Genomic DNA, 8,173 nt, shown 5'->3' with positions numbered 1-8,173 from the left:
CACCGGCTTCGCCGAGTGCCGGCCGGTCCTGGAGAAGCCGAGCGCGGCGAGCATGCCGTGCAGCGGCTCCGTATCCGCGACGGCCAGCTCGGCGAAGGCGACGCCGGCGGGGACGACCGGCGCGGGCGCGGGCGTCCTTGCGCTCGCCGCCGCCGAGCATTCCCGCACCTCCCCCGCTGCCGCCGCAGCAGCCGGAACGGGCCCCGGCCCGCCCGGCCGCGGCACCGCCGCAGCCCGCCGCCCCGGTGGCAAACGGGCGGCAGGACACCAGCAGCTGGCGCCCGTCCCCCAACGACGAGCGCTGGCGCCGCGCTGAGCAGTTGCGCGCCTCCGGCCCCCAGGCCGGCGGCGTCACCACCTCCGGCCTGCCGCGCCGGGTCCCGCGGGCGAACCTCGTGGACGGCACGGCGCAGCAGCGACCGGCTCCCGCAGAGAGCGGTCCCGCGGTCTCCCGCACGCCTGACGACGTGCGCGGCCGGCTGACCAACCTCCGCCGCGGTATCCAGCAGGGCCGGCAGGCCGGCGGGACCCTCGGCAGTAACAACAGCGGCTTCGGCCCCACCTATCAGCAGGAGCGTTAGTTGAGTCCGATGAGCCAGGCGGCGCAGAATCTGAACTGGTTGATCACGAACTTCGTGGACAACACCCCCGGGGTGTCCCACACGGTCGTGGTCTCCGCCGATGGTCTTCTGCTGGCGATGTCCGAGGGCTTCCCGCGCGACCGCGCGGATCAGCTGGCGGCCGTGGCCTCCGGGCTGACGTCCCTCACCGCGGGTGCCTCGCGCATCTTCGAGGGCGGCAGCGTGAACCAGACGGTCGTGGAGATGGAGCGCGGCTTCCTCTTCCTGATGGCCGTCTCCGACGGGTCCTCGCTGGCGGTGCTGGCGCACCCGGAGTGCGACATCGGCCTCGTCGGCTACGAGATGGCGCTGCTGGTCGACCGGGCGGGCGCCGTGCTCACCCCCGACCTGCGCGCCGAACTGCAGGGCAGCCTGCTGAACTGAAGCTCTTCGCGAGCACGAAACTCCCCCCACAGGCCATTCGTACACAGGCCGCCGCAGCGGCCGTGTCACAGCCCGGAGGATCCATGACCCCGCCACCCGCCTCACCCGACTCGTACGGCGGTGCGCACGCTCCCTACGACGGTGATGGCAGCGACCAGCCGCTGGTCCGCCCGTACGCCATGACGGGCGGCCGCACCCGGCCGCGCTACCAGCTCGCCATCGAGGCGCTGGTCAGCACCACCGCCGATCCGGTACGGCTGCAGGGCATGCTCCCCGAGCACCAGCGCATCTGCCACCTGTGCCGGGAGATCAAGTCGGTCGCGGAGGTTTCCGCACTGCTCGCGATCCCGCTGGGGGTGGCCCGTATCCTCGTGGCCGACCTGGCGGAGGCCGGCATGGTGGCGATCCACCAGCCGGGCGGCGGCCAGGGGGCCGACGGAACACCAGATGTGACTTTGCTCGAAAGGGTTCTCAGTGGACTTCGCAAGCTCTAGCGGCGGCTACGGACAGGAGGCGCGGTCCACGACTTCGGCGAAGATCGTGGTCGCCGGGGGCTTCGGCGTGGGCAAGACCACGTTCGTGGGGTCCGTGTCCGAGATCAACCCGCTTCGTACCGAGGCCGTGATGACCTCCGCCTCGGCCGGCATCGACGACCTCTCGCAGGTGTCGAACAAGACGACCACCACGGTCGCCATGGACTTCGGCCGTATCACCCTCGACCAGGACCTGATCCTGTACCTGTTCGGCACCCCCGGGCAGGATCGTTTCTGGTTCATGTGGGACGACCTCGTGAAGGGCGCCATCGGCGCCGTCGTGCTGGTCGACACCAGACGTCTGGCCGACTGCTTCCCCGCCGTCGACTACTTCGAGAACAGCGGCCTCCCCTTCATCATCGCCCTCAACGGCTTCGACGGGCACCAGCCGTACGCCCCCGAAGAGGTCCGCGAGGCGCTGCAGATCGGCCCCGAGACTCCGATCATCACGACCGACGCCCGCCAGCGCGCCGAGTCCAAGAGCTCTCTGATCACGCTGGTCGAGCATGCACTCATGGCACGGCTCAAGTAGCCACAGCGGTACCGGAGTTAAGGAAGGGCGGGGTGTGTCGCATGACACACTCCGCCCTTCCCGGTTCATAACGTTTCGAAAGAGAATTGCAGGCCCCGGCCGCAACCGCGTGCAGCAGGCCGGTTTCGCTGCGCATACCCCGGGATGGCCATTTGCCGGTGCTCAGCGCTTATGTCCCTTTTATTACGGGCGGTTCGGGCAACGGCCTTTGCCGACCCGACGTTTGGAAACCGCCGCCTGGCGTGCTGCAATTCGTTTAACCGACTAGTAGGAGCAGGGCGAGAGGTTTGGTCCGGTGAGCCGCAGCAATAAGGCAGTCCCGCAGCAGGACCCGCGGGGCAACTTCACGCCGCCGCGCGCGGCCGCGCCCGCCCCTTCGGCGGCGCCCGATCCGCTGCCGCCCAGCGGCAGCCGGATGTCCCCGCGCAACTGGCGGGTGCGCACCCGGCTGAACGCGATCCTGCTGATCCCGGTGATCGTCGCCCTGGTCTTCGCGGGGCTCCGGGTGAACGAGTCGATCGAGACCTGGCGCTCGGCCCAGGACGCGGAGCAGGTCGCCCGCCTGGTGCAGGTCGCCGGCGACTACTCCAACGCGATCATGAACGAGCGCGACATCACCACCGCGCCGCTGCTCGCCGGCAAGCAGAACTCGCCGCTGGTGCAGAAGGCCCGCGCGCAGACCAACGAGGCCGCCGAGGCCTTCGCAGAGCAGAAGAAGGACGTCCCGGACACCGACGCCCTCAAGCGCCGCCTGGAGCACATCGACTCGGCCACGGCCAAGCTGGACGGGATCCGCGCCAAGGCCTTCAGCAAGGGCATGAAGGGCGTGGACACCCAGGAGGCGTACGCGCTCGTCTACCGCCCGCTGATGGCCCTGAGCAACGACCTCGGCCTCGGCACGGACAACGTCACCTCCTTCGGCCGCACCATCTACGCCATCGCCCTGACCTCGTCGGCCGCCTCCCTGGACCGGTCGATCGGCATGCAGCTGCTGAACACCAAGGACAGCGCCCAGCTGCCGGTCGTCCGCGAGGCCTTCTCCTCGTACGCGCGCCTCGAGGTCATCGCCTCCGAGGAGTACGAGTTCGGCGGCCGCCCGAAGGACCTGGCCCGGCTGAACGAGGCCCTGCAGGCCGCCCAGGCCACCGGCAAGAAGCAGCTGCAGCAGAAGGCCGTCGAGGCCAAGGAGAAGGGGCAGCGCTTCGTCCCGCCGCCCGGCGTCTCCGACACCACCCGGGCCATGTTCGCGCCCGGCTCCAACCCGTCGGCGCTCGCCCGCAAGGGCATCACGCCTCAGACCTGGTGGGCGATGTCCACCGGCAAGTTCCAGGCCTACCTGGAGGTGGAGAAGGAGCTGTCCCAGGAGGCGGTGAACGAGGCGAACAAGGTCGCCAAGGACGCCGAGCAGGACACCTACATCAACTCCGCCGCCGCCATCGCCGCCCTGCTGCTCGCCTTCATCGTCGCCGCGATGATGGCCCGTTCGATGGGCCGGGCGATGCGCCGGCTGCGCAACGCCGCCTTCGGCGTCGCCGAGCAGCGCCTGCCGATGCTGGTCGACCAGCTCTCCCGTACGGACCCGGGCCGCGTCGACACCCGCGTCACCCCGATCCCGATCAACTCCCGCGACGAGATCGGCGAGGTCGCCCGCGCCTTCGACCAGGTGCACCGCGAGGCCGTCCGACTGGCCTCCGAGCAGGCGCTTCTCCGCGGCAACATCAACGCGATCTTCACCAACCTCTCCCGCCGCAACCAGGGCCTCATCGAGCGCCAGCTGGAGCTGGTCTCCGGCCTGGAGGAGAGCGAGGCGGACCCGGACCAGCTGGAGCACCTGTTCCAGATGGACCACCTGGCCACCCGCATGCGCCGCAACGGCGAGAACCTCCTGGTCCTCGCCGGCGAGGACACCGGGCGGCACTGGGACCAGCCGGTCCCGCTGCTGGACGTGCTGCGCGCCGCGACCTCCGAGGTGGAGTCGTACGAGCGCGTGGAGCTCTCCGGCGTGCCGGACTGCGAGATCCACGGCACCGCGGTCTCCGACCTGGTGCACCTCCTCGCCGAGCTGCTGGAGAACGCCACCACCTTCTCCTCGCCGCACACCAAGGTCCGCGTCACCGCGACCCGGCTGCCCGACCGCCGCGTGATGATCGAGATCCACGACAAGGGCATCGGCCTCACCGCCGAGGACTTCGCGGACATCAACCACCGGCTGGCCAACCCGCCGGTCGTGGACGCGGCGATATCCCAGCGCATGGGCCTGTTCGTGGTCGGCCGGCTTGCCGACCGGCACGGCATCCGGGTGCAGCTGCGCCCGTCCGGCGAGCAGTCCGGCACCACCTCGCTGGTCATGCTCCCCGAGGCGATCACGCACGGCGGCGGCGGCGACCCGATGGGCGCGCAGCCGGAGGAGGAGTTCACGGTCTCCCGCATCGTCGGCGACAACCCGACGCTGACCAACGCCTTCGACCCCAAGATGGCCGTCGGCCAGCGCACCGCCGCCGAACTGGGCTTCAACGACGGGGCGTACGCCGGGGCGCAGTCCGACGCGTCCCACCCTGGCGCGGCCTTCGGCGGAGCGAACGGCGCCGCCCCCTACCCCGTCGACGACCCGATCGGTCGCTCGCTGCAGCGCGAGGAGCGCAGGGCGGCACTGGAGGCGCGCGCCGCCCAGCAGGAGGCGGCCGCCCGCGAGACGTACCAGGAGCGCGAGCAGTACGGCCAGGAGCGCGAGCAGCGCGAGCAGTACGGGCCGCCCGCCGGCGCCTCGTACCCGGAGCCGCAGCAGGCACCGCAGCAGGCACCCCAGCAGGACGCCTACCAGCAGCAACAGGGCGCTCAGTACGGATCGTACGAAGCTTCGGATTCGTCCGGTGCGCCTGATGCGTCCGAAGATGCCCGTGCCGGAAACGGCCTGCAGAGCGTAGGCTTCCCCCGGGCAGGGGAACCTTCGGCAGGGGCACCCGCCCCCATTACTGACTCCGAGTGGCGGTCGGACAACGACGAGCGCTGGGAGCGGGCCGCCAGGGCCCGCGAACCGGAGGCCGGCGGCATCACATCCGCCGGTCTGCCGAAGCGGGTGCCGCGGGCCAACCTGGTCGACGGCACCGCCACGCAGACACCGCAGGGTGGCCCCCAGGTCTCCCGCGCACCCGAGGACGTCCGCGGCAGACTCGCCAATCTGCGCCGCGGAGTTCAGCAGGGACGCGGCCAGGGGACCACAGAGAATGACCGACCGGGCTCCGATAACTGGGGCCCCGGCAGCAGCTACGATCAGGAGCGTTAGTGTGAGCCCGATGAGCCAGGCGGCGCAGAACCTGAACTGGTTGATCACGAACTTCGTGGACAACACCCCCGGGGTTTCCCACACGGTCGTGGTCTCCGCCGACGGACTCCTGCTGGCGATGTCCGAGGGCTTCCCGCGCGACCGCGCGGACCAGCTCGCGGCCGTCGCGTCAGGGCTGACGTCCCTCACCGCCGGTGCCTCGCGCATCTTCGAGGGCGGCAGCGTCAACCAGACGGTCGTGGAGATGGAGCGCGGCTTCCTCTTCATCATGTCCATCTCGGACGGCTCCTCGCTGGCCGTGCTGGCGCACCCGGAGTGCGACATCGGCCTCGTCGGCTACGAGATGGCTCTCCTGGTGGACCGCGCGGGCGCCGTGCTGACCCCGGACCTGCGCGCCGAGCTGCAGGGAAGCCTTCTCAACTAGCAGACATCCGGTGCGGATTGCGCGCGGTCCGGGCTAAGGTGCGTCAAGCACAAAAGTCCGGTGGCCGGAGGGACAACGGTCATTCGGACGGAAGGGGAGCGAAGTGGCGAGCCACCAGGGCGGGCCGTACGAGAACGACGGTGAGTGGGCTTATGGCTACGGCTACGACCAGCAGCCGCAGCAGGAGCAGCCCGGGCTGAAGCACTACGACTTCCCCTCCGCCCCCACTCCCCACGAGGGGCAGCACAGCAGACCCGACCAGCAGTACGGGCAGCCCGGACAGCACCCCCAGCAGCCGTACAACGCACCGCACCAGCAGCAGAGCCAGCAGCCCCAGCAGGGCGCGCCGGCGGCGCGGGGTGCCAAGCGCCCCCAGTCGCGCCTGGTCCGCCCGTACGCCATGACGGGCGGCCGCACCCGCCCCCGCTATCAGCTCGCCATCGAGGCGCTGGTGCAGACGACAGCCGACCCCGGCCGGCTGCAGTCCCAGCTCCCCGAGCACCAGCGGATCTGCCAGCTCTGCTACGAGATCAAGTCGGTCGCCGAGATCTCGGCGCTGCTGACCATGCCGCTCGGGGTCGCCCGGATCCTGGTGGCTGACCTGGCCGAGGCCGGTCTGGTCACCATCCACCAGCCGGGCGCGGCCGAGAACGCCAGCGGCCAGCCAGATGTGACGTTGCTCGAAAGGGTGCTCAGTGGACTTCGCAAGCTCTAGCGCCGGCGCAGGTGTCGGCCAGCAGCCGGAGCGCTCCACGACGTCCGCGAAGATCGTGGTCGCGGGTGGCTTCGGCGTGGGCAAGACCACGTTCGTCGGGTCCGTGTCGGAGATCAACCCGCTGCGCACCGAGGCCGTGATGACCTCGGCGTCCGCGGGCATCGACGACCTGTCGCAGGTGTCGAACAAGACGACCACCACGGTCGCCATGGACTTCGGCCGCATCACGCTGGACCAGGACCTGATCCTGTACCTGTTCGGCACGCCCGGGCAGGACCGCTTCTGGTTCATGTGGGACGACCTGGTCAAGGGCGCCATCGGCGCCATCGTCCTCGTCGACACCCGCCGGCTGGCGGACTGCTTCCCGGCGGTGGACTACTTCGAGAACTCCGGGCTTCCGTTCATCATCGCCTTGAACGGCTTCGAAGGACACCAGCCGTACGCCCCGGAGGAAGTCCGCGAGGCGCTGCAGATCGGTCCCGAGACCCCGATCATCACGACCGACGCCCGCCAGCGCGCCGAGTCCAAGAGCTCGCTGATCACCCTGGTCGAGCACGCCCTCATGGCGCGCTTGCGCTGAGGTCGGCCGCCGTCCACGCCATCGCGATCGCGCCGTCGAGTACGGCGCGATCCGCGTTTTCGGTGACGCAGGCCGCCGTGAACTCCGGCTGGTGGTTGACCGCCGGGGCGCAGTCCAGGCCCAGCAGCGGGTGGATGACCGGCACCTTGTGCGAGACGTTCCCCATGTCGGTCGCCGCGCCCGCGGGCGCCCCCGCCTCCGGGAACACCCGCCCCAGCGCCTCCGCGTTGGCCCGGTAAAGGCGCGCCATCCGCGCGTCCGTGCGCACATCCGCGTAATCGGGCGCCGACGGCTCGATCGTCAGCTCGCAGCCCGTCGCCAGCGCGCCCGCCTCGAAGCACCGGTGCACCCGTTCCTTCAGCGGCGTGAGGGACTCCAGGGTGTCGGAGCGTACGACCCAGCGGCCGCTGCTCGCGTCGGGGATCACGTTCGGCGCCGTGCCCGCCGCCGTCACGATGCCCTGGATCCGGTCCGCCGCCGTCGTCTGCTGCCGCAGCAGCCCGATCGCCACCTGGGCGACGGTCATGGCGTCGGCGGCGTTGACCCCGAGCTCGGGGGCGGCGCCCGCGTGGGCCGGCTTGCCGCGGTAGGACACGTCGAACATGGCCATCGCGGTCGGGGGCATCACGACCGACTCGACGGCGGCCGGGTGCACCATCATGGCGGCGTCGAGCCCGTCGAAGGCGCCCCGCTCCAGCATCAGCACCTTGCCGCCGCCGCCCTCCTCCGCGGGCGTGCCGAGCACGGTCACGGTGAGCCCCAACGCATCGGCGTACGGGGCCAGGCCGAGCCCCGCGCCGACGGCGGCCGCCGCGATGACGTTGTGGCCGCAGGCGTGCCCGATGCCCGGCAGCGCGTCGTACTCGGCGCAGATCGCGATATGCAGCGGCCCGGACCCGGCGGTGGCCCGCACGGCCGTGGGCAGCCCGTAGCAGCCGTGCTCGACCGCGAAGCCGCCCTTGCTCAGGGCCTCCGCCACCCAGGCGCTCGCCCGCTCCTCCTCGTAGCCGAGCTCGGGGTGGGCGTGGATGCGGTGGGAAAGGCCCAGCAGGTCGCCCTCGGCCGCCCGGATGCGGCGCTCGATCTCGCTCTTCATGGCCGC

At 71.0% G+C, this 8,173-nt stretch carries 8 protein-coding genes and 1 pseudogene; 8 read left to right on the top strand and 1 reads right to left on the bottom strand.

Annotation, left to right across the window (positions count from 1 at the left end):
* Window positions 1-92: 92 nt before the first annotated feature.
* From G5C51_RS44305 to G5C51_RS19620, 8 genes and pseudogenes are all read left to right on the top strand, one after another.
* Window positions 93-581, top strand: a pseudogene (locus G5C51_RS44305) (hypothetical protein); the annotation flags it as partial.
* A 9-nt stretch (window positions 582-590) separates the two neighbouring features.
* Window positions 591-1,004, top strand: a complete 414-nt coding sequence (locus G5C51_RS19650) for a roadblock/LC7 domain-containing protein (protein ID WP_338118225.1) — start codon at window positions 591-593, stop codon at window positions 1,002-1,004.
* Window positions 1,005-1,087: 83 nt separating this feature from the next.
* Window positions 1,088-1,498, top strand: coding sequence for a DUF742 domain-containing protein (locus G5C51_RS19645; RefSeq protein WP_165239155.1), 411 nt, complete (start codon window positions 1,088-1,090; stop codon window positions 1,496-1,498).
* On the top strand, window positions 1,479-2,069 hold the full coding sequence (locus tag G5C51_RS19640; RefSeq protein WP_165239153.1) for an ATP/GTP-binding protein: 591 nt from the start codon (window positions 1,479-1,481) through the stop codon (window positions 2,067-2,069). Before G5C51_RS19645 ends, G5C51_RS19640 begins: the two co-directional genes overlap by 20 nt.
* Window positions 2,070-2,364: 295 nt before the next feature.
* Window positions 2,365-5,352: a sensor histidine kinase gene (locus G5C51_RS19635; RefSeq protein ID WP_338118224.1), complete on the top strand. Its 2,988-nt coding sequence runs from the start codon at window positions 2,365-2,367 to the stop codon at window positions 5,350-5,352.
* Between the two features lie 10 nt (window positions 5,353-5,362).
* Complete coding sequence (locus G5C51_RS19630) at window positions 5,363-5,776, top strand: roadblock/LC7 domain-containing protein (RefSeq protein ID WP_165239165.1); 414 nt, start codon at window positions 5,363-5,365, stop codon at window positions 5,774-5,776.
* Between the two features lie 103 nt (window positions 5,777-5,879).
* On the top strand, window positions 5,880-6,491 hold the full coding sequence (locus G5C51_RS44070; RefSeq protein ID WP_165239151.1) for a DUF742 domain-containing protein: 612 nt from the start codon (window positions 5,880-5,882) through the stop codon (window positions 6,489-6,491).
* Window positions 6,472-7,071 (top strand): ATP/GTP-binding protein, encoded by a 600-nt coding sequence (locus tag G5C51_RS19620; RefSeq protein ID WP_165239149.1) that lies wholly within the window; start codon window positions 6,472-6,474, stop codon window positions 7,069-7,071. The genes G5C51_RS44070 and G5C51_RS19620 overlap by 20 nt, the downstream gene beginning before the upstream one ends.
* Here G5C51_RS19620 and G5C51_RS19615 read toward each other — a convergent pair.
* A complete protein-coding gene (locus G5C51_RS19615) occupies window positions 7,052-8,167 on the bottom strand; it encodes a M20 family metallopeptidase (RefSeq protein WP_240929779.1) in 1,116 nt (371 codons plus the stop codon). The genes G5C51_RS19620 and G5C51_RS19615 overlap by 20 nt on opposite strands.
* Window positions 8,168-8,173: the final 6 nt, after the last annotated feature.

It is taken from the genome of Streptomyces coryli (genome assembly GCF_011044975.1).
Classification (GTDB): Bacteria; Actinomycetota; Actinomycetes; order Streptomycetales; family Streptomycetaceae; genus Streptomyces; species Streptomyces coryli.
The sequence above is the reverse complement of the archived record's forward strand: the minus strand, read 5'-3'. Positions and strand labels throughout refer to the sequence as shown.

Bases quoted from the DNA above. Each gene is read 5' to 3' on its own strand.
- G5C51_RS19650 (WP_338118225.1), top strand. From the start codon at position 591: ATGAGCCAGGCGGCGCAGAATCTGAACTGGTTGATCACGAACTTCGTG.
- G5C51_RS19645 (WP_165239155.1), top strand. From the start codon at position 1,088: ATGACCCCGCCACCCGCCTCACCCGACTCGTACGGCGGTGCGCACGCT.
- G5C51_RS19630 (WP_165239165.1), top strand. From the start codon at position 5,363: ATGAGCCAGGCGGCGCAGAACCTGAACTGGTTGATCACGAACTTCGTG.
- G5C51_RS19615 (WP_240929779.1), bottom strand. From the start codon at position 8,167: ATGAAGAGCGAGATCGAGCGCCGCATCCGGGCGGCCGAGGGCGACCTG.